This window comes from Cognatazoarcus halotolerans (assembly GCF_009800965.1).
Taxonomy (GTDB): Bacteria; Pseudomonadota; Gammaproteobacteria; order Burkholderiales; family Rhodocyclaceae; genus Cognatazoarcus; species Cognatazoarcus halotolerans.
On record NZ_WUAF01000019.1, the window covers coordinates 48039 to 70589 of the forward strand.

Annotated in this window: 21 protein-coding genes; 20 read left to right on the plus strand and 1 reads right to left on the minus strand. The window is 66.6% G+C overall.

Annotated elements, in window-relative coordinates:
* Position 1: 1 nt before the first annotated feature.
* From paaH to GQB03_RS18995, 16 genes are all read left to right on the plus strand, one after another.
* On the plus strand, positions 2–1525 hold the full coding sequence (gene paaH / locus GQB03_RS18920; RefSeq protein WP_159692682.1) for a 3-hydroxyacyl-CoA dehydrogenase PaaH: 1524 nt from the start codon (positions 2–4) through the stop codon (positions 1523–1525).
* The gene (paaI, locus tag GQB03_RS18925) at positions 1518–1967 is read left to right on the plus strand and encodes a hydroxyphenylacetyl-CoA thioesterase PaaI (RefSeq protein ID WP_159692684.1); all 450 of its coding nucleotides are present in this window, start codon (positions 1518–1520) and stop codon (positions 1965–1967) included. The genes paaH and paaI overlap by 8 nt, the downstream gene beginning before the upstream one ends.
* A 77-nt stretch (positions 1968–2044) precedes the next feature.
* Positions 2045–3367 (plus strand): phenylacetate--CoA ligase PaaK, encoded by a 1323-nt coding sequence (gene paaK / locus GQB03_RS18930; RefSeq protein WP_159692686.1) that lies wholly within the window; start codon positions 2045–2047, stop codon positions 3365–3367.
* Between the two features lie 60 nt (positions 3368–3427).
* Complete coding sequence (paaA, locus tag GQB03_RS18935) at positions 3428–4423, plus strand: 1,2-phenylacetyl-CoA epoxidase subunit PaaA (RefSeq protein WP_159692688.1); 996 nt, start codon at positions 3428–3430, stop codon at positions 4421–4423.
* Positions 4424–4486: 63 nt separating this feature from the next.
* On the plus strand, positions 4487–4774 hold the full coding sequence (paaB, locus tag GQB03_RS18940) for a 1,2-phenylacetyl-CoA epoxidase subunit PaaB (RefSeq protein WP_159692690.1): 288 nt from the start codon (positions 4487–4489) through the stop codon (positions 4772–4774).
* Positions 4775–4785: 11 nt separating this feature from the next.
* Positions 4786–5556, plus strand: a complete 771-nt coding sequence (paaC, locus tag GQB03_RS18945) for a 1,2-phenylacetyl-CoA epoxidase subunit PaaC (protein WP_159692692.1) — start codon at positions 4786–4788, stop codon at positions 5554–5556.
* 139 nt (positions 5557–5695) lie between these two features.
* A complete protein-coding gene (gene paaD, locus GQB03_RS18950; protein ID WP_159692694.1) occupies positions 5696–6187 on the plus strand; it encodes a 1,2-phenylacetyl-CoA epoxidase subunit PaaD in 492 nt (163 codons plus the stop codon).
* A 33-nt stretch (positions 6188–6220) separates the two neighbouring features.
* Positions 6221–7288, plus strand: a complete 1068-nt coding sequence (gene paaE / locus GQB03_RS18955; RefSeq protein WP_159692696.1) for a 1,2-phenylacetyl-CoA epoxidase subunit PaaE — start codon at positions 6221–6223, stop codon at positions 7286–7288.
* Between the two features lie 54 nt (positions 7289–7342).
* The gene (locus GQB03_RS18960; protein ID WP_159692698.1) at positions 7343–7966 is read left to right on the plus strand and encodes a TetR/AcrR family transcriptional regulator; all 624 of its coding nucleotides are present in this window, start codon (positions 7343–7345) and stop codon (positions 7964–7966) included.
* Positions 7967–8031: 65 nt separating this feature from the next.
* Positions 8032–9234: a 3-oxoadipyl-CoA thiolase gene (pcaF, locus tag GQB03_RS18965; protein ID WP_159692700.1), complete on the plus strand. Its 1203-nt coding sequence runs from the start codon at positions 8032–8034 to the stop codon at positions 9232–9234.
* 123 nt (positions 9235–9357) lie between these two features.
* On the plus strand, positions 9358–10506 hold the full coding sequence (locus GQB03_RS18970) for an ABC transporter substrate-binding protein (protein WP_159692702.1): 1149 nt from the start codon (positions 9358–9360) through the stop codon (positions 10504–10506).
* A 123-nt stretch (positions 10507–10629) separates the two neighbouring features.
* Positions 10630–11667: a branched-chain amino acid ABC transporter permease gene (locus GQB03_RS18975; protein ID WP_159692704.1), complete on the plus strand. Its 1038-nt coding sequence runs from the start codon at positions 10630–10632 to the stop codon at positions 11665–11667.
* Positions 11667–13469, plus strand: a complete 1803-nt coding sequence (locus GQB03_RS18980) for a branched-chain amino acid ABC transporter ATP-binding protein/permease (protein WP_159692706.1) — start codon at positions 11667–11669, stop codon at positions 13467–13469. Before GQB03_RS18975 ends, GQB03_RS18980 begins: the two co-directional genes overlap by 1 nt.
* The gene (locus GQB03_RS18985; protein ID WP_159692708.1) at positions 13469–14218 is read left to right on the plus strand and encodes an ABC transporter ATP-binding protein; all 750 of its coding nucleotides are present in this window, start codon (positions 13469–13471) and stop codon (positions 14216–14218) included. Before GQB03_RS18980 ends, GQB03_RS18985 begins: the two co-directional genes overlap by 1 nt.
* A gap of 51 nt (positions 14219–14269) precedes the next feature.
* Complete coding sequence (locus GQB03_RS18990) at positions 14270–14854, plus strand: hemerythrin domain-containing protein (protein ID WP_159692710.1); 585 nt, start codon at positions 14270–14272, stop codon at positions 14852–14854.
* Positions 14855–14948: 94 nt separating this feature from the next.
* Positions 14949–15554 (plus strand): peptidoglycan-binding domain-containing protein, encoded by a 606-nt coding sequence (locus GQB03_RS18995; protein WP_159692712.1) that lies wholly within the window; start codon positions 14949–14951, stop codon positions 15552–15554.
* On the opposite strand, the gene GQB03_RS19000 is transcribed toward GQB03_RS18995, so the two are convergent.
* Positions 15544–15795: an oxidoreductase-like domain-containing protein gene (locus GQB03_RS19000; RefSeq protein WP_159692714.1), complete on the minus strand. Its 252-nt coding sequence runs from the start codon at positions 15793–15795 to the stop codon at positions 15544–15546. The genes GQB03_RS18995 and GQB03_RS19000 overlap by 11 nt on opposite strands.
* 199 nt (positions 15796–15994) lie before the next feature.
* Here GQB03_RS19000 and GQB03_RS19005 point away from each other — a divergent pair, with 199 nt between their 5' ends.
* Genes GQB03_RS19005 through GQB03_RS19020 form a run of 4 tightly spaced genes read left to right on the plus strand, consistent with a single transcriptional unit; the run spans position 15995 to position 22548 of the window.
* A complete protein-coding gene (locus tag GQB03_RS19005) occupies positions 15995–17419 on the plus strand; it encodes an efflux RND transporter periplasmic adaptor subunit (protein ID WP_159692716.1) in 1425 nt (474 codons plus the stop codon).
* 1 nt (position 17420) lies between these two features.
* Positions 17421–19577 (plus strand): HlyD family efflux transporter periplasmic adaptor subunit, encoded by a 2157-nt coding sequence (locus GQB03_RS19010; RefSeq protein WP_159692718.1) that lies wholly within the window; start codon positions 17421–17423, stop codon positions 19575–19577.
* Entirely contained in the window at positions 19574–21571 is a 1998-nt protein-coding gene (locus tag GQB03_RS19015) for a preprotein translocase subunit SecA (RefSeq protein ID WP_159692720.1), read from the plus strand. Before GQB03_RS19010 ends, GQB03_RS19015 begins: the two co-directional genes overlap by 4 nt.
* Positions 21571–22548 carry an efflux RND transporter periplasmic adaptor subunit gene (locus GQB03_RS19020; protein WP_159692722.1) on the plus strand — a complete coding sequence of 326 codons (978 nt, stop codon included), beginning with the start codon at positions 21571–21573 and terminating at the stop codon, positions 22546–22548. The genes GQB03_RS19015 and GQB03_RS19020 overlap by 1 nt, the downstream gene beginning before the upstream one ends.
* The last annotated feature ends 3 nt before the right edge of the window (positions 22549–22551 follow it).

Sequence of the window (22551 nt, forward strand, 5' to 3'; positions counted from 1 at the left end):
CATGGGTGCGTTGAATCGTGACGTCAAGGTGCTGGTGATCGGCGCCGGCGCGATGGGCAGCGGCATCGCCCACGTGGCGGCGCTGGCCGGCCACGCGGTCTATCTCTACGACATGAACGCCGAAGCCGTGGCACGTGGCAAGGCGGGCATCGAGAAGGATCTGCGCTTCCTGGTCGGCAAGGGCAAGCTCGCCGAAGCCGAGTGTGTCGCCACGCTGGCGCGGGTACGGCCGGTCACCGCGCTCGCCGACGCCGGCGATGCGGGGCTCGCCATCGAGGCGATCGTCGAGCGGCTCGACGTCAAGCAGAAGCTCTTCCTCGAACTCGAGGCCCTGCTCGGCGAGGACGCGATCCTCGCGTCGAACACCTCGTCGCTGTCCATCACCGCCATGGCGGCGCCGCTGGCACGCCCCGAGCGTCTGGTGGGCCTGCACTTCTTCAATCCGGCGCCGCGCATGAAGCTGGTCGAGATCGTCTCCGGCCTGGCCACCGACAAGGCCCTGGCCGAATCCCTGCACGCCACGGCGAAGGCCTGGGGCAAGGTGCCGGTGCATGCGCGCTCGACGCCCGGCTTCATCGTCAACCGCGTGGCGCGGCCTTATTACGCTGAAGCGCAGCGGGTGCTGGCCGAGGGCGCGGCTGCGCCGGCCACGCTCGACGCGATCCTGCGCGATGGCTGCGGCTTCCCGATGGGGCCCTTCGAGCTCATGGACCTGATCGGCCACGACGTGAACTACGCGGTGACCAATTCGGTGTTCGACGCCTATTTCGGCGACAAGCGCTTCACCCCCAGCCTGATCCAGCAGGAGCTCGTCCAGGCGGGCCGCCTCGGCCGCAAGAGCGGGCGCGGCTTCTACGACTACCGCGAGGGCGCAAGCCGCCCGCAGGCCGATGACGAAGCCACGCGCAGTGCTGCCGGTACGGTCACCGTGGTGGGCGATCTCGGCGTGGCCGCGGGTCTCATCGGCCGCTTCGAGGCGGCCGGTATCAAGGTCCAGCGCGAGGCCGGCAAGGGTGCCGGTCATATCGAGGTGGGCGAGGCCCGGCTGGCGCTCTCCGATGGTCGCACCGCGACGCGCCGTGCCGACGAGGAGGCGCTTGCCAACCTGGTGCTGTTCGATCTCGCCGCCGATTACGCGAGCACCCCGCGCCTCGCCGTGGCGCTTGCCGACCAGTGCGGCAGCGGCGCCGCTCAACTGGCGATCGGGACATTGCAGAAGGCGGGGCTGGCGGTCAGCCGCATCGACGACGTCGCCGGCATGGTGGCGCTGCGCACCGTGGCGATGCTCGCCAACGAGGCGGCGGACGGTGTGCTGCAGGGTATCGGCAGCGCGCGCGACATCGACACTGCCATGCGCTACGGCACGAATTACCCCAAGGGGCCGCTGGCCTGGGCCGACGAACTCGGCATCCGGCGGGTGGCCACGGTGCTCGCCAACCTGCGCGAGCACTACGGCGAGGAGCGCTATCGCGTCTCGCCCCTGATCCAGCGAAAGGCAATCACAGGAGCCACGTTTCATGAGTGAGGCAGTACAGACGAGCGATCCCCAGGCCATCGCCGAAAAGGTGCGTGACGGCATGTTTGCCAACGATAATGCCTCGAAGGGTCTCGGCATGGTGATCGAGGCGGTGGGCCCGGGTTACGCGAGGATCAGCATGAAGGTGCGTGCCGACATGCTCAACGGCTTCGCGATCATTCATGGCGGCTTCATCACCACCTTGGCCGATTCGGCTTTCGCATTCTCGTGCAACAGCTACAACGAACAGACAGTGGCGTCCGGGATCAGCGTCGACTTCATCGCCCCCGCGCGCGAAGGCGATGTCCTCACCGCCGAAGCCACCGAGGTGGCCTTGTCGGGGCGCACCGGCGTCTATGACATCAAGGTCACCAACCAGGCGGGCGGCACCATCGCTGTGATGCGTGGCAAGAGCTATCGGCTCAAGGGCCGTGTGGTGGTGCCCCAGTAAGACAAACAGACATCGCTGCGGCCCCCAGAAAAACAACACGGGCCGGGCGGAACCAACAGGGAAGAGGAGACGAGACAATGACATTGAACCCCCCGGCGGCCGGCGAGCTCGAGCCGATCGAAAAGGCCAGCATCGACGAACTGCGCGCGCTCCAGCTCGAGCGCCTGAAGTGGAGCGTGCGCCATGCCTATGAGAACGTGCCGCATTACCGCAAGGCCTTCGACGAAAAGGGTGTGCATCCGGACGACCTGAAAACGCTCGAGGACCTGGCGAAGTTCCCGTTCACCAGCAAGCATGACCTGCGCGACAACTATCCCTTCGGCATGTTCGCGGTGCCGATGAACAAGGTCGCCCGGGTGCACGCCTCGTCCGGCACCACCGGCAAGCCGACCGTGGTCGGCTACACCCTCAAGGACATCGACACCTGGGCCAATGTGGTGGCGCGTTCGATCCGCGCCTCTGGCGGGCGGCCCGGCGACATGGTCCATGTGTCCTACGGCTACGGCCTGTTCACCGGTGGCCTCGGTGCACACTACGGCGCTGAGCGGCTCGGCTGCACGGTGGTGCCGATGTCCGGCGGCCAGACCGAAAAGCAGATCCAGGTCATCCAGGACTTCAAGCCGAACATCATCATGGTGACGCCGTCCTACATGCTCACCATCCTCGACGAAATGGAAGCCCAGGGCATCGACCCGAAGAGCACCTCGCTGCGCATCGGCATCTTCGGCGCCGAACCCTGGACGCCGGCGATGCGTACGGCGGTGGAGGCGCGTGCCGGCATCGACGCGGTCGATATCTATGGCCTGTCCGAGGTGATGGGCCCGGGCGTGGCCAACGAGTGCGTCGAGACCAAGGACGGCCCGACCATCTGGGAAGACCACTTCTATCCTGAGATCATCAACCCGGACACCGGCGAGGTCGTCGCCGATGGCGAGGAAGGCGAGCTGGTGTTCACCTCGCTCAGCAAGGAAGCGATGCCGGTGATCCGCTACCGCACCCGCGACCTCACCCGCCTGCTGCCGCCGACCGCGCGCAGCATGCGGCGCATGGCCAAGATCACCGGCCGTTCGGACGACATGCTGATCATCCGCGGGGTCAACGTCTTCCCGACGCAGATCGAAGAGCTGATCTGCCGCATGCCCAAGCTGGCACCGCAATACCTGCTGGAGGTGGACAAGAAGGGCCACATGGACAGTCTGACGGTCAGGGTCGAGATCAACCCCGAGGCCAACGTCGGGCGCCATCCGGAGCACAAGGAGGCGCTTGCCGCCGAACTGACCCACCATATCAAGGCGCTCATCGGCGTCTCCTGCAAGGTCATCGTCGGCGAGCCCTTCAGCATCGAGCGGGTTACCGTCGGCAAGGCCAAGCGGGTCGTCGATCGTCGGCCGAAAGACTAACGCATCTCGCGCGTCGGGCGATGGGGCCCGGCCACGGGTGAAATCCACGAGGAGTCCAACATGTATACACAGTCACTCAGCATCCCGGACGGCGAGAGCGGTGGTCCGCGCAAGGTCGAGAACCCCGAGTACGAGGCCGAGTTCAATGCCAAGATCGACGCCGGCGGTTTCATCGAGCCGAAGGACTGGATGCCGGAGAAGTATCGCAAGACGCTGATCCGCCAGATCAGCCAGCACGCCCACTCCGAGATCGTCGGCATGCTGCCGGAGGGCAACTGGATCACCCGCGCACCGAGCCTCAAGCGCAAGGCCATCCTGCTCGCCAAGGTGCAGGACGAGGGCGGTCACGGCCTCTACCTGTACGCAGCCGCCGAGACGCTCGGCGTGTCGCGCGACGAACTCACCGAGGCGCTGCTCTCGGGCAAGGCCAAGTACAGCTCGATCTTCAATTACCCGACCCTCAACTGGGCGGATATCGGGGTGATCGGCTGGCTGGTGGATGGCGCGGCGATCATGAACCAGATCCCGCTGTGCAAGTGCAGCTACGGGCCCTACGCGCGCGCCATGATCCGCGTGTGCAAGGAAGAGTCCTTCCACCAGCGCCAGGGCTACGACCTGCTGCTGCAGATGATGAAGGGCACGCCCGAGCAGCGCGAGATGGTGCAGGACGCGGTGAATCGCTGGTGGTTCCCGTCGATCATGATGTTCGGTCCGCATGACAGCGACAGCGTGCATACCGAGACCACCCGCTGGGGCATCAAGCGCATTTCCAATGACGATCTTCGCCAGAAGTTCGTCGATGCCACGGTCAAGCAGGCCGAGGTGCTCGGCGTGAGCCTGCCGGACCCCGAACTCAAGTGGAACGAGGCGCGCGGTCACTACGACTTCGGCGCCATCGACTGGGACGAGTTCTGGAACGTGGTCGGTGGTCACGGGCAGTGCAACGTCGATCGCCTGGCCGCGCGCAACAAGGCCTGGGAAGAGGGTGCCTGGGTACGCGAGGCAGCCGTGGCGCACGCCGAAAAGCAGGCCGCCCGCCAGCGTCAGGCAGCCTGACGGACGCATACCGGAACGGGGTGCAGGGCACCCCGCCAGACAAGAGTGAGAGGAGACAGCAAGATGGAACGCAAGGAATGGCCGTTGTGGGAAGTATTCATTCGCAGCCGTAACGGGCTGGATCACAAGCACTGCGGGAGCGTGCACGCGCCCGACGCCAAACTGGCGCTGCAGGTCGCGCGCGATGTCTATACGCGCCGCCTCGAGGGCGTCTCGATCTGGGTGGTGAAGGCCTCGGACATCGTCGCTTCCGATCCCGATGCCAAGCCCGAACTGTTCGACCCGGCCGAAGACAAGATCTACCGGCATCCGACCTTTTACCAGCTGCCCGACGAAGTCAATCACATGTGATGGTGGCCGACATGACCCAAGCAAACATCACCACACCCGAACACATCGAGTACGTGCTGCGCCTCGGCGACAACGCGCTGATCCTCGGCCAGCGCCTGTCGGAATGGTGCGGCCATGCGCCGGTGATCGAAGAGGACCTGGCGCTCACCAACATGGCGCTCGACCTCATCGGTCAGTCGCGCCTGCTGCTCACCCATGCCGCCGCACTCGAGGGCAAGGGCCGCGACGAGGACCAGATGGCCTTCCTGCGGGTCGAGCGCGAGTACCGCAACGTCACCATGATGGAAGTGCCCAACGAGGATTTCGGCCGCACCACGGTGCGCAACTTCCTCTTCAGCGCCTTCCAGGTGCTGCTGTGGGAGCGGCTTGGCGCCTCGAGCGACGCGGAACTCGCGGCGATCGCAGCGAAGAGCCTGAAGGAAGCGCGCTACCACCTCAACCACTCGGCCGAGTGGGTGATCCGCCTCGGCGACGGCACCGACGTCTCGCACGCCCGGACCCAGGCCGCACTCGACTACCTGTGGCCCTACACCGCCGAACTGTTCGCCGCCAACCCGACCGACGAGGCGGTGGCAGCAGCCGGCATCGGCCCGGCCTGGGGCGAGCTGGAGGCCGCCTGGGAGGCGATGGTGCTGCCGGTGCTGGGCGAAGCCACGCTGGTGGTGCCGGCGCGCACGCCGTTCAAGACCTACGGCAAGTTCGGCCGTCACTCCGAGCACATGGGCCATCTGCTGGCAACGATGCAGTACATGCAGCGGACTTACCCCGGAGCCACCTGGTAGTGATGGCGAGTGAATATGCCTACTGCGCGGGTTGTGGCCGGCGCTGTGATGCTCACCGTACGTTTGTACGGTTGCGCTTCTCGCACCAGCCACAGCCCGCTCGCTACGGCCTCTTCACGCGCCATTGCAGGAGCTTGAAATGCTGACTGAAAGTGAAGCCTGGAAGCTGCTCGATTCGGTGCCCGATCCGGAAGTGCCGGCGGTGTCGGTGGTCGAGCTCGGCATCATCCGCGAGCTGCGCTGCGCGCCGGACGGGATCTCGGTGGTGGTTACGCCGACCTACTCGGGCTGCCCCGCGACCGAGGTGATCGGACTGGCCATCCGCGACGCGCTGGTGGCGGCGGGGGCCGGCCGGGTGGAACTCGAGACCCGCCTCGAACCGCCCTGGACCAGTGACTGGATCGGCGAGGCCGCGCGCGAGAAGTTGCGTGCCTACGGCATCGTGCCGCCGAGCGGCAAGGCCGCGGTGGGCGGTGCGCAGCCGATCCGTTTCGTCAAGCCGACGCTGACCTGCCCGCGCTGTGGCTCGAAGAACACCGAGCGGCTGTCGGAGTTTGGCTCCACCGCCTGCAAGGCCACCTGGCGCTGCAAGAGCTGTCTTGAGCCCTTCGAATATTTCAAACCGATCTGATTCGTCCGCGAAGACGGACACCGGAGACATCGCATGACGCCGAAATTCCATTCCCTTAAAGTCGCCGAGGTAAGGCGCGAAACCGCCGACGCAATCAGCCTGCGCTTCGAGGTGCCGGCCGAACTGGCCGACGATTACCGCTTCGTGCAGGGTCAGCATCTCACCCTCAAGGCCAGCGTCGGCGGCGAGGAGCTGCGCCGCTCCTACTCGATCTGCGCCGGTGTGGATGACGGAGAACTCCGGGTCGCCATCAAGAAGATCGGCGGCGGGGTGTTCTCGAGCTGGGCCAACGAGTCGCTGAAGGCCGGCGACGCCATCGAGGTGATGACCCCGGAGGGTCGCTTCCACACCGAGCTCGATCCCGCAAACGCGCGGCACTATGTGGCCTTTGCCGCCGGCAGCGGGATCACCCCGGTGATGTCGCTGATCAAGACCACGCTCAAGACCGAGCCGAACAGCCGCTTCACGCTGATCTATGGCAATCGTCGCCAGAACAGCGTGATCTTCTCCGAGGCACTCGAGGACCTGAAAGACCGCTACATGACCCGCTTCACGCTTTATCACGTGTTTTCGCGCGAAGAGCAGGAGGTGCCCCTGTTCAATGGTCGGCTGGACCGCGCCCGGGTCGGCGCCTTCGTCGACACCCTGGTGCCGGCCGACACCATCGACGCGGCCTTCATCTGCGGGCCGGGCGCGATGATCGATGAGGTCGAGGCAGGGCTGCTGGCCAGCGGCGTGTCGGCCGAGCGCATTCATCTCGAGCGCTTCGGCGTACCGGACAGCGGACCGGCCCATCACGTCGAGGCCGGCGATGCGCCGCAGGCGAGGGTCACCGTGATCGTCGACGGGCTCAGGCGCGAGATGGATTTCCGCGCCGAGGATCCCTCGATCCTCGACGTGGCGCTGGCCGCCGGGCTCGACCTGCCGTTCTCCTGCAAGGGTGGGGTATGCTGCACCTGCCGCGCCCGGGTGCTCGAAGGCAAGGTCCGCATGGACAAGAATTTCTCGCTCGAGCAACCCGATGTGGACGACGGCTTCGTACTCACCTGCCAGGCCCATCCGCTGACCGAGCGGGTGGTCATCAGCTTCGACGATCGTTGACATGGTCGCTTGCCCGGGCGGGTGGATTCCTTCACGCGCACAGGCAAGACCGAAATGGCTAGAACCAAGGCTCCGACCCACGAACTGCAGCGCTCCAGCATCCTCGATGCGGCGGCGCAGCTCTTTGCGGAGAAGGGATTTCACAACGCGTCGATGGCCGAGCTGGCCAAGGCCTGCGGGGTGTCGAAACCGCTCCTGTACCACTATTACCGGGACAAGGAGCACATCCTTTTCGACATCGCCGACAGCTACATGGAGCGCCTGCTGGCGATCGTTGCCGAGGTCGCGGACAAGGGGCTCGACGCGGAGGCGCATTTCCGCGAGCTGGTGATGTCCTTCATGGGCGAGTACGAGCACTCGCAGAGCCAGCACATGGTGCTGGTGCAGGACGTGAAATTCCTGGAGGCGACGTATCGCCGTCAGGTGGTGGACAAGGAGCGCCAGGTGGTGGCGGCTTTCGCCAGGGCGATCGTCGCGGTGGAGCCGGGCGTGGTCAAGGCGGGGCTGGAGAAGGCGGTGGCGATGATCCTCTTCGGGATGATCAACTGGACCTTCACCTGGCTGAGTGTGGACGGACCCCTGACATACAGGGACATGGCGCCGGTGGTGGCCGGGATCTTCCTCCAGGGAGTGAAGGGTTACATCGGCGAAGACAAGACAACGAGCGCGGCAGGCTGAGTCGCCGCCCCCGTGGGGGCAAGGCGGACACGGTCTGCGGGCTTCGCTGCAACAGGAGACGGAACTTGAAGGACGTGTTCATCTGTGACGGCATCCGGACGCCGTTCGGTCGCTACGGCGGCACATTGTCGGCAGTGCGCGCCGACGATCTGGCGGCATTGCCGATCAAGGCTCTGATCGCACGCAATCCGTCGGTCGATTGGGCCGCGGTCGAAGACATCTACTACGGCTGCGCCAACCAGGCCGGCGAAGACAACCGCGACGTCGCGCGCATGGCCGGCCTGCTGGCCGGGCTGCCGATCGACGTGCCGGGGGCGACCCTCAACCGCCTGTGCGGTTCGGGCATGGACGCGGTCGGCACCGCCGCACGCGCCATCGCGGCGGGCGAGACCGAGCTCATGATTGCCGGTGGCGTGGAGAGCATGAGCCGTGCGCCCTTCGTCATGGGCAAGGCCGAATCGGCCTTTTCGCGCAGCGCGAAGATCGAGGACACGACCATCGGCTGGCGCTTCGTCAATCCCTTGATGAAGGCGCAGTACGGCATCGATTCGATGCCCGAGACCGCCGAGAACGTGGCTGAACAGTTCAAGGTGTCGCGTGCCGACCAGGATGCCTTCGCGCTGCGTTCGCAGGCGCGCTACGCCGCCGCGCAGGCTCAGGGCTTCTTCACCGGCGAACTGGTGCCGGTCGAGATCCCCCGCAAGAAGGGCGAGCCGCTGCTCTTCGCCGAGGACGAACACCCGCGCGCCACCACGGCGGAGGCACTGGCGAAGCTCAGGGGCGTGGTGCGGCCCGACGGCAGCGTGACCGCCGGCAACGCCTCGGGCGTCAACGACGGCGCGGTGGCGCTGCTGCTGGCGAACGAGGCAATGGCCGCACGACAGGGGCTCACGCCGCGGGCGAGGGTGGTCGGCATGGCCACCGTGGGCGTGGAGCCGCGCATCATGGGCATCGGCCCGGCGCCGGCGTCGCGGCGGGTGCTCGAGAAGACCGGCATGCAGCTCGCGCAGATGGACGTGATCGAGCTCAACGAAGCCTTCGCCGCGCAGGGCCTGGCGGTGATGCGGCAGCTCGGCCTGCCCGATGACGCAGCCCAGGTGAACCCCAATGGCGGCGCGATCGCGATCGGTCACCCGCTCGGCGCGTCGGGTGCGCGGCTGGTACTGACCGCGCTGCGCCAGCTCGAGGCAACCGGGGGGCGATATGGCCTGTGCACGATGTGCATCGGTGTCGGGCAGGGCATCGCGATGATCATCGAGCGGGTTTGAGTGAATTGGTCGACCATTCGGTCACAATTCGTCAGTATTGAATGCGTTAAATAAGGCATGATTCGACGGGGTTCCGTTTCGTCGCACTGACGGAATCCCGACAACCACGAGGAGGAGACAAACATGAAGATGAAACACACTTTGCTGGCAGCGATCAGCCTCGCATTTGCCGCCGGCGCGGCCCAGGCCGACATCAATGTCGGCGTCAATGTGTCCGCCACCGGGCCGGCCGCATCGCTCGGCATCCCCGAGAAGAACACCTTCGCGCTGATGCCGACGACGATCGCCGGCGAGAAGGTCAACTACATCATTCTCGACGACGCATCCGACACCACCACCGCGGTGAAGAACCTGCGCAAGATGATCTCGGAGGACAAGATCGACGTGGTGCTGGGTTCCACCATCTCGCCCAACTCGCTGGCGATGATCGACGTCGCCGCCGAAGCCGGCACGCCGATGATCTCGATGGCCGCCTCGAGCCGCATCGTCGATCCGGTCGACGACAAGCGCCGCTGGGTCTTCAAGACGCCGCAGAACGACGCCCAGATGTCGACCGCGATCGTCGAGCACATGACCAATGCCGGCGTCAAGACGGTGGCCTTCATCGGCTTCGCCGACGCCTATGGCGAAGGCTGGTGGCAGCAGTTCTCGTCCATCGCCGAAGCGCGCAAGCTCAAGATGGTGGCCAACGAGCGCTACAACCGGGCCGATACCTCGGTGACCGGCCAGGTGCTCAAGATCGTCTCGGCCCGTCCCGACGCGGTGCTGATCGCCGGGTCCGGAACCCCCGCGGCGCTGCCCCAGAAGGCGCTCAAGGAGCGCGGCTACGCGGGCAAGATCTATCAGACCCACGGCGTTGCCAACAATGATTTCCTGCGTGTCTGCGGCAAGGACTGCGAAGGCACCTTCCTGCCCGCCGGCCCGGTCCTGGTGGCGAGCCAGCTGCCGGACAGCAATCCGGTCAAGAAGGCCGCGACGGAATACATCACCAAGTACGAGGCGGCGCATGGCAAGGGCAGCGTGTCGACCTTCGGCGCACACGCATGGGATACCGGCCGGCTGTTGCAGGCCGCGGTGCCGGTCGCGCTCAAGAAGGCCAAGCCGGGTACCGCCGAGTTTCGGGCGGCGCTGCGTGATGCCCTCGAGGGCAGCAAGGAAGTCGCAGGCGCACACGGCATCTTCAACATGAGCCCCACCGATCACCTCGGCCTCGATCAACGCTCCCGGGTGATGGTCGAAATCCAGAACGGCGGCTGGAAGCTGGTCAAGTAAGCGGCGGGCCCGGCGGCATACCGACGCCGCCGGGAAGAGCTGTCTTCGAGACATTCATTCACATGTGAAGCAGCGGCGCGCGTCGTGCCTCGGGGCACGGCCGCCGCTGACGGGGTTCGTCCCATGGATTTTCAGATTGCGATGTTGCTGGGCCAGGACGGCGTGACCAATGGTGCGATCTACGCGCTGCTGGCGCTGGCACTGGTGCTGGTGTTTGCGGTTACCCGGGTGATTTTCATTCCCCAGGGTGAATTCGTTGCCTACGGGGCGCTGACCCTCGCCGCGCTGCAGACCGGCCGGGTGCCGGCCACCCTCTGGCTGTTGCTGGCTATGGGCGGCGTCGCCGCGCTCATCGATGGCATTGCGGCCGCGCGCAGTGGCGCGCTGCGCAAGCTGCCCGGCGTGGCCGGCTGGAACGTGGCCTATCCGCTGGTGCTGGCAGGCTTGCTCTATAGCTTGCCGCTCGAGTCCCTGCCGATGCTCGTGCAAGTGGTGCTGGCACTGGCGGTGGTGGTGCCGCTCGGCCCGCTGATGTATCGGCTTGCCTTCCAGCCCGTGGCCGAGGCGCCGGTACTGATCCTGCTCATCGTCTCGGTGGCGGTACACGTGGCGATGGTGGGGCTCGGCCTGCTCTTCTTCGGTGCGGAGGGATCGCGCACGCCACCGTTCTCGGAGGTGCGATTCGAGGTCGGGCCGATGATGATCAGCGGCCAGCAGATCTGGGTGGTGATGGCCTCGGTGGTGCTCATCGTCGCGCTCTACCAGTTCTTCGGTCGCACGCTCTACGGTAAGGCGCTGCGCGCCACCGCGATCAACCGCAACGGCGCGCGCCTGATGGGCATCTCCCCGGCGCTGGCCGGCAAGCTCACCTTCTTTCTCGCCGCGCTGATCGGCGCCCTGTCCGGCGTGCTCATCGCGCCGCTCACCACCATCTACTACGACACCGGCTTCCTGATCGGCCTCAAGGGCTTCGTCGGCGCGATCATCGGCGGCCTCGGCAGCTATCCGGTGGCGGCCGCCGGCGCAGTGCTGGTGGGTCTCCTCGAGGCGTTCTCGTCGTTCTGGGCCAGCGCCTACAAGGAAGTCATCGTGTTCACCCTGATCATCCCGGTGCTGGTGTGGCGCTCGCTCACCAGCCATCACGTGGAGGAGGACGAGTAATGAAATCCGCGCTCTCTCCACGCCTGCTGCTGGCGCTCTTCGTCCTCGTCGTCGCTGCCGGTCCGCTGCTCCTGCCCGAGTTCACCGTCACCCTGCTCAACTACATCGGCCTCTACGCGCTGGTTGCGCTGGGTCTGGTGCTGCTGACCGGCGTCGGCGGGCTGACCTCCTTCGGCCAGGCCGCCTTCGTTGGCCTCGGTGCCTATACTTCCGCGGTGCTGTCGACTGCGGAGTCCTTGCCGGGCTGGCTGGCCTGGGCCGGCGGCTCGCCCTGGCTCGGGTTGGTGGTGGGCCTGTTGATCACCGCGCTGGTGGCAGTGGTGCTCGGTTCGCTGACGCTCAAGCTGTCGGGCCACTACCTGCCGCTGGGCACGATTGCCTGGGGCATCTCGCTGTATTTCCTGTTCGGCACCATGGACATGCTCGGCGGCCACACCGGCCTGACCGGTATTCCGCCGATCTCGCTGTTCGGCTGGGAGCTCGACGAGGGGCGCGAGATCTACTACCTGATCTGGCTGTTCCTGCTCGCCGGCATGCTGACTACCCGCAACCTGCTCGATTCGCGCGAGGGCCGCGCCATCCGCGCGCTCAAGGGCGGCATGGTGATGGCCGAGGCGATGGGGGTGAATACCTCGCGCTCGCGCATGGTGATCTTCGTCATCGCCGCGCTGCTGGCCTGCGCCTCCGGCTGGCTGTATGCGCACATGCAGCGCTTCGTGAATCCGACACCGTTCGGCCTGCACATCGGCATCGAGTATCTCTTCATGGCGGTGGTGGGCGGCGCTGGTCACGTATGGGGTGCGCTGGTCGGGGCCGGCGTGATCACCGTGATGAAGCAATGGCTGCAGGATCTGCTGCCGCAACTGCTGGGTGCCTCCGGCAATTTCGAGGTGATCGTCTTCGGCATCATGATGGTGCTGATCCTGCAGCGTGCCCGTGACGGCATCTGGCCGCTGCTGGCAAAGCTGGTGCCGGTGCGCGCGGTGCACAAGCAGATCAGCGCCTCGGCCGAACCGCTGGCGCGCCGGCCGATGCCGGCCAAGGGCGAGTTCATCCTCGAGGCGAAGAACGTGACCCGCAAGTTCGGCGGACTGGTCGCCAACAACAATATGAGCCTGGAGGTCAGGGCGGGCGAGATCCTCGCCCTGATCGGTCCCAACGGCGCCGGCAAGAGCACCATGTTCAACCAGATCTCCGGGGTCGATACGCCGACCTCGGGTGAGGTCCTGTTTCGCGGCAGATCGGTGGCCGGACACAGCTCGCGAGAGATCGCCGGGCTGGGCATGAGTCGTACCTTCCAGCACGTCCGCCTGCTGCCGAAAATGACCGTGCTCGAGAACGTCGCGATCGGCGCTCACATGCGCGGTTCGAAAAGCGTGCTGCCTTCGGCATGGCGGCTCGATCGCGCCGAGGAGGCCCGCCTCATCGCCGAGGCCGCGCGGCAGATCGAGCGCGTCGGACTGGCCGAGCACATGTTCGAGGAAGCCGGCTCGCTGGCGCTGGGGCAGCAGCGCATCCTCGAGATCGCCCGCGCACTGGCCAGCGACCCGAGCCTGTTGCTGCTCGACGAGCCGGCGGCGGGCCTGCGTCTCAAGGAAAAGCAGGCGCTCGGCGCGCTGCTGACACGACTCAAGTCGGAAGGCATGGCGATTCTGCTGGTCGAGCACGACATGGATTTCGTCATGGGCCTGGTCGACCGGGTGGTGGTGATGGAGTTCGGCGAGAAGATCGCCGAGGGCTTGCCCGAAGAGGTGCAGAAGGATCCTGCGGTGCTCGAAGCCTATCTTGGCGGGGTGGAGTGATGACGACATCGATTCTCGAAATCCGCGACCTGTGCGTTTCCTACGGCAAGGTCGAGGCCTTGCACAACGCCAACATCCGTGTGGGGGAGGGTCAGATCGTGACCGTCATCGGCCCCAACGGGGCCGGCAAGACGACCATGCTCTCGGCCATCATGGGACTGCTCGATTCACGCGGCGAGCTCGATTTCGACGGCAAGCTGCGGCTTGCCCCGGAGGTCGAGGACATGGTTGCGGCAGGCATGAATCTGGTGCCCGAAAAGCGCGAACTGTTCGGCGAGATGAGCGTGCAGGACAATCTGCTGCTGGGCGCCTTTCAGCGCTACCGCTCGGGCAAGCGCGATCAGGCGGAGACCATGGAAGAGGTCTATGGTCTCTTTCCCCGTCTCAAGGAGCGGCGCGAGCAGATGGCCGGCACGCTGTCGGGCGGCGAGCGGCAGATGCTCGCGGTGGGCCGTGCGCTGATGGCCAAACCGCGCCTGCTGATGCTCGACGAACCCAGCCTGGGCCTCGCCCCGCTGATCGTGCGCGAGATCTTCCGCATCATCGCCGAGCTGCGCCGTCGCGGCGTGTCCATCCTGCTGGTCGAGCAGAACGCCCGCGCCGCGCTGCAGGTGGCGGACTACGCCTATGTGCTCGAGACCGGCGAGATCTCGATGGAAGGGCCCGCCCAGGCGCTCGCCGACGACCCGCGCGTGATCGAGGCCTACCTCGGCCTCGGCGGCAAGCACCAGGACATGCTCGCCACCTGATTCAACGGAATAACCACCGGGCGCCCTGGCGGCCCCGTCGAGGAGAAACACATGGAAGCCCTGCGCATCATCCAGGAGGAGCATCAGTCGCTGGCCGCAATCCTGCACGCGGTCCGGTTCATGCTCAAGGAAATCAAGGCCGGCCGGCTGACGCCGGATTTCGGGCTGTTCAAGGCGATGGTCCATTACCTGGACGCCTATCCGGAAAAGCGCCACCACCCGAAAGAGGACGATTTCCTGTTCGCCCGGCTCAAGCAGCGTACCGACGAGGGCGCCGAAGCACTGGCCCGGCTCGAGCACGATCACACCGGCGGTGAGGGTCGCATCAAGGCGCTGGAGGCCGCTCTGCTGAGTTACGAGGGCGGCGAGCCCGACGGCCTGGAAATCACGGCCAGGGCTTTCGACGATTTCGCCGAGTTCTACCGCAATCACATGATCCTCGAGGAGCGGGAAATCCTGCCGCTCGCACGCAAGCATCTCACCCAGGAAGACTGGGATGCGATCGATGAGGCATTCCGTACCGAGCAGGATCCGATGAAGGGTGCCGCCGGCGAGGATTTTCGCGCGATCTTTTCCCGCCTGGTCGCTGCCGCGCCACCGCCGATCGGGCTTGGCAGCGGACCCTACAAGGGGTGATTCGCACCGACTGCGTCACCCTTCCTTGACTCACCGCATTTGCGCCGTGATAGTCGCAGGCTTCGACAAGGCAGGGTTCAGGAGGGGTTGGGTGATGCAGTACAGGAAAACCGGAATCAAGTTGGCTGGTCTCGCGCTCGGCATGTCACTGCTGGCAGGGCCGGTGCTGGCGGCGGACAGCAAGGGCAATTTTGCGGTCGAAGGCGCCGGGGCGCAATCCTGCGAGACCTTCCTGAAGGCGAAGGAAAAGGGTGGAAACGATCTCGCAATCTTTGCCGGGTGGATCGATGGCTACCTCACCGGTGCCAACCAGCACGCCGCCGACACCTACGATTTCACGCCCTGGCAAACCGTCGGACTGCTCATCGCTGCGCTTGCCAATCACTGCGAGAAGGACCCCAAGCGCCCCTTCGTGGTGGCGGTCAACAACATGATCGGTGCCCTCAAGGCCGAGCGCATGCAGACGCGTTCGGAAACCGTCCGGGTCGACGTTGATGGTCACACCGGGCTCTTCTACAAGAGCGTCATCCAGGACGCCCAGAAGCGACTGGCCGATGAAAAGCTGTTTTCCGGTCAGGCCGACGGCAGCATCGGCAAGGCGACCCAGGATGCCTTCAGGGCCTTCCAGAAGCGCGAAGGGCTGAAGGAGACCGGCGTGCCGGATCAGGCGACGCTGTTCAAGCTGTTCGTCAGGAAATAATCTCCTCGTTCGCGCCGCCCAGCAGCTGGGCGGCGTCATCCCGCCAGAAAAGCAGGGCGGCATAGTAGCCTTCCCAGACACAGCCATTGCAGCCGCGGCCACAGCAGGTGTCGGGTATCTCGGGGGGCGCGCGCAGGACGAGATCTGCGGCCGCGAGCGCGTCGCGTATCGACGCGACCATTGATTGCGCTTCCTGGAGCGTATGCGGGCGCGACCGGAGCAGGCTGGCGGGATTGTTCATGGCGCGGGATCTTACCCCGTGTTGGTGCATTGAAGCAGCACTCGCCCCTTTCGGGCTGCATGCCTTATGCCTGCTGGGTGTGGCAGTTTTCACGGCGACACAAATTAATTCCATGGGTGCTTAAAGGTTTCTGCTGCGAGGACGTTGTTTGGAGGCATGAGCGTCGCCCAGTAATCACGCATGCCGTGTTTCATCAGCAATGACTTATAGAGTGCCCGAACAAGCGCTGCAGACACCGGATTCTCCAGAGGGAGCGCGCGGTGACGGCGCGCGCCTGCTGCTCAGATTGCAGGTTGCGATGCTCGAGCATCGCGACTTCGTCGCCGCGGCGACGGCTTGCGCGACGGAGCTGGCGATCATGTTCGGTGCCCACCGCGTCACGCTGGGTGTGCTCGACGATGGCTTTGCCCGGGTCGTCGCGGTTTCCCACGGCGCCGAAGGGCGGTTCGGTGGCGAACTTTTCTCGGACATCGCCGCGGCCATGGATGAATGCATGGAGCAGCGGCGTTTGCTGTTCCATCCGGAGCCGGAGGATGCGTTTCCTGCGATCCTGCTGGCCCACCGTCGTCTCTCGGGCCATCTGTCCGGCACCGTCTGCAGCGTGCCGATCCGCTGCGGCGAGCAGGTGAGCGGCGCGATCTGTCTCGAATGGTCTGCCGATAGCGCGGTCGATCTCCGCGGGCTCGACACGCTTCCCGACGTGCTGGCGGTGCTTGGCCCGGTCTTGTCGATGATGCGGCATCGGTCGATGCCGTGGCACCGGCGCCTCGTGGCGTCCCTGCGCGGATTGCGCGCGGAGCTCGGATCGCAGGGGCGTCGCGGTACGCGGATCGCGGTTGCGGTTGCAGTGATCCTGCTTCTGGTGTCGGCGCTGGTGCCGATGGACTACCGGGTGGGCGGTCGGGCGCGCGTCGAAGGGGTGGTCGAGCGCACCCTGGTGGCGCCGAACGACGGCTTCCTCGACAGCGCCCGGGTGCGTCCCGGCGACCAGGTCCTCGCCGGCCAGGTTCTCGTCGAGCTTGCCGACCAGGAGCTGAAGGTCGAGCACAGCCGCTGGCGCAGCGAGCTCGCGCAGCACGAGAACGCCTACATGGCGGCGCTGGCGCGTTCCGACCGCGGCGAGATGATGGTGCAGATGGCCAAGGCCGAGGAGGCCGATGCAAAGGTCAGGCTCACCGAACATGCGCTCGGCAGGGTAAAGGTGGTGGCGCCGTTCGACGGCGTGGTGATCGCGGGTGATCTGACGCGCTCGCTGGGATCGCCGGTCCGTCGTGGTGAAACCCTGATGACGCTCGCGCCGGCCGGGCAGTACCGCGTCGTCGTGCAGATCTCGGAGCGGGACATCGGTCAGGTTCGATCCGGTCAGCCCGGCGCGCTGGCGTTGTCCGCGTTGCCATGGGATGCGCTGCCGGTGCGTGTCGAACGGGTTGCGCCGATGGCCAGCGTGATCGACGGCGAGAACGTCTTCGACGTGGAACTGAGCCTCGAGCGAAGCATCCACGGCCTGCGCCCCGGTCTGCAGGGCGTCGCCAAGCTGACGGTCGGCAGCAGGACGCTCCTGCGCGCATGGGGCGGGCCACTGCTCGACTGGTTGCGCTTCCAGTGGTGGCGCTGGGGTGGCTGAGATGACGGAATCGATCTTCAGCCCGCTATGGCACAAGGTCGCCGGCCTGCATCCGCGGCTGCGTGCCCATGTGCAGCTCGAGCGGCAGCGTCTCCGTGGCGAAACCTGGTACCTGCTGCGCGACGAGGCGAGCGGACGCATCCACCGCATCAACGCCAGCGCCTATGCCTTCGTCGGGCGCTGCGACGGGCGGCGTTCGGTGGCCGAGCTGTGGGATGTGCTGCGCGTCGAACTGGGTGAGCAGATGCCGGGCCAGAACGAGATCCTCTCGCTGCTTGGACGCCTCTTCGAGGGGAGCCTGCTGCAGTTCGAGCACAGTCCCGATCTGCAGGGTATTTTCCGTCGTCGCGAGAAGCTGGATCGAAAGCGCCATGCCCGCAATGCGAACCCGTTCGCTTTCCGCATTTCGCTCGGCAATCCTTCCAGGCTGCTTGCTCGTCTTGATTTCCTTGCGCCGCTGCTCTTCTCCTGGCCGGCCCTGCTGCTGTGGCTGCTGGCCGTGGGCGGGGCGCTGGCGGCCGCAGCACTTCATGCGCCGGCGATCGCCCTGGCCGTGTCGCGGTCGGTGCAACATCCGGCCAGCCTGGTCCTGCTGTGGGTGAGCTATCCGCTCATCAAGGCCCTCCACGAACTCGCCCACGGACTCGCGGTGCGGCGCTGGGGCGGACAGGTGAGTGCCTTCGGCGTGGCACTGCTGCTGCTCATGCCGGTCCCCTTCGTGGATGCTTCGGAAGCCAACGCCTTTCGGCATCGGCACCAGCGGGTGGTCGTCTCGGCGGCGGGGATCATGGCCGAACTGCTGATTGCCGCATGCGCTTTGCTGGTCTGGCTCAATGTCGGCGAAGGGCTGGTGAAGGACTTCATGCTGGCGGCGATGACCATCGGCGGCCTGTCGACCCTGCTGGTCAATGGCAATCCGCTGCTGCGTTTCGATGGCTACTACGCAATGATCGACGCCTTCGGCCTGCCCAACCTGGCGACCCGTTCGCGCCAATGGTGGGGGACGTTCCTGCAACGGCGCCTGCTTGGCCTGAGCGAGCGCGCGCCGCTCGCCGAGGCGGTGGGAGAGCGGCCCTGGCTGATCGCCTATCAACCGCTGTCGTGGCTGTATCGCGTCGTGCTGGCGGTGCTCATCACGCGTTGGAGCGGCGCCTTCAGCAGCGTGCTCGGCTACGCCGCGGCGCTGTGGTTCGTGTGGACCCTGTTGCTGCAGCCACTGCTCCAGGTTTTCGGCCTGCTGAGCGGCCCCTCGATTCCGGAATTCCGGCGCGGCCGGGCATGGCTCGTCGGCGGTGGATCGGCGGCGGTGCTGATCGGCCTGGCCACCTTGCTGCCGCTGCCATGGGTGACGGTGGCCGAAGGTGTGGTGTGGTTGCCGCAGGATGCGCGCCTGGTGGCCGGCAGCGAAGGCTTCGTGCGCGAGTTCAAGGTTGCCGACGGCGCGCGCGTGAGCCGCGGTGACCTGCTGGTGGTACTGGACGATGACGCATTGATGACTCGTCAGATCGAACTGCGCCGCCAGCTCTCCGGGCTCGAAAGCGCGCTCTATCAATCGATCAACGGCAATGCGGCGCTGGCCGGCAATCTCGACGAAGACATGCGCCGCGTCGCTGCGGCGCTGGCCGAGGTGGATGCCCGGGTCGACGCCTTGAATGTCCGGGCGGTGCGCGATGGTGTCGTCTCCTTGCCGCATCAGGGCGACCTTCTCGGGCGTTTCGTGGAGCGCGGTGCGTTGCTTGGCGAGATCTTCGCCGACGACCCGGTGACCGTGCGGGTCGCGGTGGAGCAGGCTGCATCGGCCCTGATCCAGGCTCGCCTCGAGCGCGTGAATGTGAGCCTGGCAGATGCGCCGGGCCGGGTGCATCCCGCCGAGCTGGTCGGCGAGGTCCCCGGTGCCACCCAGCGTCTGCCAAGTGCTGCCCTCGCCAGCACGGGTGGCGGGGAGATCGCTGCCGAATCGCAGCCCGACGACGAAACCCTGCTGACCCGCGAGCCGGTGGTGTGGCTGGACGTGAGGCTTGACGACGTGCGCCGCGACCGCATCGGCGGGCGGGCCTGGATACGCTTCGAGCATGGCGGCGCGACGCTCCTCGAACGGGCCCTGCGCAGCACCCGCCAGTTGTTCCTGCAGCACTTCAACCCGGGGGGCGTGCGATGATCGCCGGACCGCTACCCTTGCCGGCCTGTGCGGGCGACCCCTACCCCGAGCGCCGTGATGACGCATCCGGATCGGGCGGGCCGGCAGCGGGCTGGCGCGTCTGGTGGCCTTCAGCCTTGCGCCTGCGTGCATATCGACGGGAGCTGGCGCTTGCCCGCGCCCGCGCGGACGAATGGCACCAGCTCGACGCCGCCGCTTGGGGGGTACGTCTGCGCGATCTGCGCGCACGCCTGATGCGCGACCGACGTGACGCCGCACTGCGCGTCGAAGCCTGCGCGGCGACCGAGTCCGCCTGCCGTCGCGTGCTCGGCCTGAGGCCCTTCGATAACCAGTGGATCGCCGCGTTGGTATTGCTTGACGGCCAGCTCGCTGAAATGGCGACCGGCGAGGGCAAGACCCTGAGTGCCGGGCTTGCCGCGGCGGTCGCGGCCCTGGCGGGCGTGCCGGTACACCTAATGACCGCCAACGATTACCTGGTGCGTCGCGACGCCGAGATGCTGGCGCCGCTCTACGAGCACCTTGGGCTGACGAGTGCCACGGTGTGCGCCGGTGACGGCGATGCGGTGCGGCGCCGCGCTTATCGCTGCGACGTGGTCCATGCCACTGCGCGCGAGATCGTCTTCGATTATCTGCGCGACGAGAGCAATGGCGCGCGGCCGAGTTCGGCGCTGCAGGGGCGGCTCGAGCGACTTTCGGGCGAGCGTCCGGCGCCGCTGTTGCGAGGGCTGCACATGGCATTGCTCGACGAGGCCGACGCCATCCTGCTCGACGAGGCGCGGGTGCCGTTGATCCTCTCCGCGGTGCGCGATGACGCACGCCATCGTGCGCTGCTGTGGCAGAGCGCGAGTCTCGCGGCGAAGCTGGAGGCAGAAGTCGATTATCGTCTGCAGCCGTCGCAGCGCAGCGCTGTGCTCAGTGCGACCGGAAGCGCGCGACTGGCGGCGTTGGCGGCCGCTATCGAAGGCACATGGCTCAATGCGCGTCATCGCGAGGAGCTGGTGGCCACTGCGCTGGCGGCCCGCCATCTCTATGCGCGCGGGCGGGATTATCTGGTGCGTGACGGCGAGATCGTGATCATCGATCCGGTGACCGGTCGCGGCGCCGAAGGTCGCCAGTGGTCGCGCGGCCTGCACGGGCTGATCGCCCTCAAGGAGGGCTGCAAGCCCCCGCCCGAGACCGAGACCCTGAACCAGATCACCTATCAGCGCTTCTTTCCGCGCTATCTGCGTATCGGCGGCATGAGCGGCAGCCTGCGCGAGGTGCGCGGCGAGCTGGCCGCGGTATACGGTCTGGGCCTGGTCGAGGTGCCGTTGCGTTTGCCGAGCCGTCGTGCCCGCCTGCCGCGACGCCTGTTTGCTCGTCCTGCCCAGTTCGCCGAAGCGCTAGCGGCACGCGTGGCGGCCCTGCGTGCCGAAGGGCGTGCGGTGCTGGTGGGCAGTGCGTCCGTTGCCGAGTCGCTGCGCATTTCGGGATGGCTCGGCGATGCCGGCGTAGCGCACCGGGTGCTCAATGCGGAACAGAGCCGCGAGGAGGCCATGATCGTGGCCGAAGCGGGACGCCCCGGAAGCGTGACGGTCGCTACCAACATGGCCGGGCGCGGTACCGACATCCGCCTCGACGCATCGGTCGCGGCGGCCGGCGGCCTGCACGTCATCAATTGCCAGCTCAATCGCACGCGGCGTCTCGATCGCCAGCTGGCCGGGCGCTGTGCCCGTCAGGGCGATCCTGGCAGCGCGGAGCACTGGCTGTGTCTCGAGGATTTTCGTCGCGGTGAAGAAGCCGCGAGTGCCTTGCTGGCGCGTCTGGCGGGCAGGATTTCGTTCCATCCGGGCGGCAGGCTCGCCGCGGTGATGGTGGGCGCCATGCTGTCGCTCCATCAGCATCGCTCGGAGCGGCGCGAGCGTCGTGAGCGCGCCCGCATGCTGGCCCACGACGTTTTCTGGGAAGAACAGCTGTTGTTTGGCGCCCATCGGTTTACTGGAGGCTGGCGGTAGTGATTCAACGTGTCTTGATTTCCCTGAGTCTCTGGCTCTTGCCGATCGTGGTGCATGGCGCCCCGCTCGGCTGCCTGGTGACGCCCGAACGCGTGGCCGAGATCGGTACGCCGGTGGCAGGGGTGCTGGCCAGCGTTGCGGTGGAGCGCGGTGATCGGGTCAGAAAGGGCCAGACCCTGGCAGTGATTTCGTCATCCGTCGAACGTGCTGGCGTCGATGCGGCGGACACGCGCGCCCGTAGCGCAGCCGATATCGGCGCCAGCAGGGCCAACCTGCAACTCGCTCGGCAACGATACGAGCGCACCGTCGATCTCCACCGCCGTGCCTTCGTGTCGCAACAGGCGCTTGACCAGGCCGAGGCGGAGTTCAGGGTGGCGGAGCAGAAACTCGCGCAGAGCATCGACCAGCAGCAGCTCAACCGGCGCGAGCTGCAGATCGCCCAGGCCCAGCTCGGTCAGCGCCAGCTGCGCGCGCCGTTCGACGGCGTGGTGATCGACCGCATGGCGCAGCCTGGTGAGCGGGTCGAGGATCGTCCGCTGATGCGCATTGCCAGCATCGATACGTTGCGTGCCGAGGTGGTGGTATCGGCGTCACAGTTCGGTGCCATCGCCGAAGGCGACTCCGCCTGGCTGACGCCGGGTTTGCCCGGCGCCCAGCCGGTGTCCGCACTGGTTGAGCTGGTTGATCCGATCATCGATCCGGCGAGCAACACCTTCCGGGTCCGTCTCAGACTGGACAACGCGGGGCACGCGGTGCCGGCCGGCGTGCGCTGCAAGGTCGAGTTCGCGGGCCTTGAGCCTGCGCAGGCCGATCGGGAGGCGATGCCCGCCCCGTCGTCGCTCCGGACATCCGCAATGCAGCCCGAGACGGCCCGACGCGCTGTCGACAGCCAGGCGAGGCAGAAGAGCATGGCGGGCCCGGCCCTTCGCAGCCTGAGCCTCGATTACTCGCTGTCGGTCGGGGCGCGGGGGAAGTAGAGC

Bases quoted from the DNA above. Each gene is read 5' to 3' on its own strand.
- GQB03_RS18990 (WP_159692710.1), top strand. From the start codon at position 14,270: ATGGAAGCCCTGCGCATCATCCAGGAGGAGCATCAGTCGCTGGCCGCA.
- GQB03_RS18995 (WP_159692712.1), top strand. From the start codon at position 14,949: ATGCAGTACAGGAAAACCGGAATCAAGTTGGCTGGTCTCGCGCTCGGC.
- GQB03_RS19010 (WP_159692718.1), top strand. From the start codon at position 17,421: ATGACGGAATCGATCTTCAGCCCGCTATGGCACAAGGTCGCCGGCCTG.
- GQB03_RS19000 (WP_159692714.1), bottom strand. From the start codon at position 15,795: ATGAACAATCCCGCCAGCCTGCTCCGGTCGCGCCCGCATACGCTCCAG.
- GQB03_RS18970 (WP_159692702.1), top strand. From the start codon at position 9,358: ATGAAGATGAAACACACTTTGCTGGCAGCGATCAGCCTCGCATTTGCC.
- paaE (WP_159692696.1), top strand. From the start codon at position 6,221: ATGACGCCGAAATTCCATTCCCTTAAAGTCGCCGAGGTAAGGCGCGAA.
- paaI (WP_159692684.1), top strand. From the start codon at position 1,518: ATGAGTGAGGCAGTACAGACGAGCGATCCCCAGGCCATCGCCGAAAAG.
- paaH (WP_159692682.1), top strand. From the start codon at position 2: ATGGGTGCGTTGAATCGTGACGTCAAGGTGCTGGTGATCGGCGCCGGC.
- GQB03_RS18975 (WP_159692704.1), top strand. From the start codon at position 10,630: ATGGATTTTCAGATTGCGATGTTGCTGGGCCAGGACGGCGTGACCAAT.
- GQB03_RS18980 (WP_159692706.1), top strand. From the start codon at position 11,667: ATGAAATCCGCGCTCTCTCCACGCCTGCTGCTGGCGCTCTTCGTCCTC.
- paaD (WP_159692694.1), top strand. From the start codon at position 5,696: ATGCTGACTGAAAGTGAAGCCTGGAAGCTGCTCGATTCGGTGCCCGAT.
- paaK (WP_159692686.1), top strand. From the start codon at position 2,045: ATGACATTGAACCCCCCGGCGGCCGGCGAGCTCGAGCCGATCGAAAAG.
- paaB (WP_159692690.1), top strand. From the start codon at position 4,487: ATGGAACGCAAGGAATGGCCGTTGTGGGAAGTATTCATTCGCAGCCGT.
- GQB03_RS18960 (WP_159692698.1), top strand. From the start codon at position 7,343: ATGGCTAGAACCAAGGCTCCGACCCACGAACTGCAGCGCTCCAGCATC.
- paaA (WP_159692688.1), top strand. From the start codon at position 3,428: ATGTATACACAGTCACTCAGCATCCCGGACGGCGAGAGCGGTGGTCCG.
- GQB03_RS19005 (WP_159692716.1), top strand. From the start codon at position 15,995: ATGACTTATAGAGTGCCCGAACAAGCGCTGCAGACACCGGATTCTCCA.
- GQB03_RS19015 (WP_159692720.1), top strand. From the start codon at position 19,574: ATGATCGCCGGACCGCTACCCTTGCCGGCCTGTGCGGGCGACCCCTAC.
- paaC (WP_159692692.1), top strand. From the start codon at position 4,786: ATGACCCAAGCAAACATCACCACACCCGAACACATCGAGTACGTGCTG.
- GQB03_RS18985 (WP_159692708.1), top strand. From the start codon at position 13,469: ATGACGACATCGATTCTCGAAATCCGCGACCTGTGCGTTTCCTACGGC.